We start from the raw sequence: 1002 nt of genomic DNA on the forward strand, positions 1-1002 counted from the left end.
TGGTGTTGGTTCCGGCGCGGGTGTTGGAGTTGGTGTTGGTGTTGGTGTTGGTTCCGGCGCGGGTGTTGGAGTTGGTGTTGGTGTTGGTGTTGGTTCCGGCGCGGGTGTTGGAGTTGGTGTTGGTGTTGGTGTTGGTTCCGGCGCGGGTGTTGGAGTTGGTGTTGGTGTTGGTGTTGGTTCCGGCGCGGGTGTTGGAGTTGGTGTTGGTGTTGGTGTTGGTTCCGGCGCGGGTGTTGGAGTTGGTGTTGGTGTTGGTGTTGGTTCCGGCGCGGGTGTTGGAGTTGGTGTTGGTGTTGGTGTTGGTTCCGGCGCGGGTGTTGGAGTTGGTGCCGGTGTTGGTGGTGTTGGTGTTGGTATGGGCGCGGGTGTCGGCGTCGGTATCGGTTCATTAAGGGGAATGAGAGACACAGTGGCGACTGCCGCACTGGTGGCGCCGAAGTTATCTGTAGCGCTGTAGGTGAAGTTGCCCCCTATGAAATTGCCGGACGCCTGGAAGAACAACTGGGTAATTTGCTCGGCTGTCAGGGTTTGACCTGCCGTGACGGCGACTCCCCCGGTTGCGGGGTCGCCCAAGAACAGGATGCCTTGATTTGCCGACGGCAGGGTGCTGATAGTGAATGCAACCACCGTGCCGTCTGAGTCTCTGCCTCCGAGCCCGCCGAGTCGGACAACGCTGTTGGGCGCGATCGCCACATTGCTGCTGTCGGCTGATGGAAGCTTGTTGGGTGAAGGCGGAGCGAGTAAAATGGCCGTGGTGACAGTGGCTCTGGACTCGGAACCGTTGTTATTGCTGGGGTCGGGGTCAAAAGTGGTCGATCGACTTTGGGAAGTATTACTAATGGTGCCGGTCGCTGGAACGACTACTGTTACCTCGCGGTTGATGTTGCTGCCGCTAGTCAAACGGGGAATAGTTGGGAAAGTGACAACCGACACTTTTTCGCTAACAAATGCTAACAAACGTATAAGTTAAGAGAGTCTCTCAACAAAGGCGTGTCAACCAAT

2 protein-coding genes are annotated in these 1002 nt (G+C 57.1%); both read left to right on the plus strand.

From position 1 onward, the window contains the following. On the plus strand, positions 1-392 hold a 392-nt coding region (locus QUB04_RS32445), incomplete at its 5' end, for a hypothetical protein (RefSeq protein ID WP_333290759.1). 221 nt (positions 393-613) lie between these two features. Further along, a complete protein-coding gene (locus QUB04_RS32450) occupies positions 614-970 on the plus strand; it encodes a hypothetical protein (protein ID WP_333290760.1) in 357 nt (118 codons plus the stop codon). Positions 971-1002 lie beyond the last annotated feature (32 nt).

Origin of the sequence: Microcoleus sp. D2_18a_B4 (assembly GCF_036702475.1) — a bacterium.
GTDB lineage: Bacteria > Cyanobacteriota > Cyanobacteriia > Cyanobacteriales > Microcoleaceae > Microcoleus.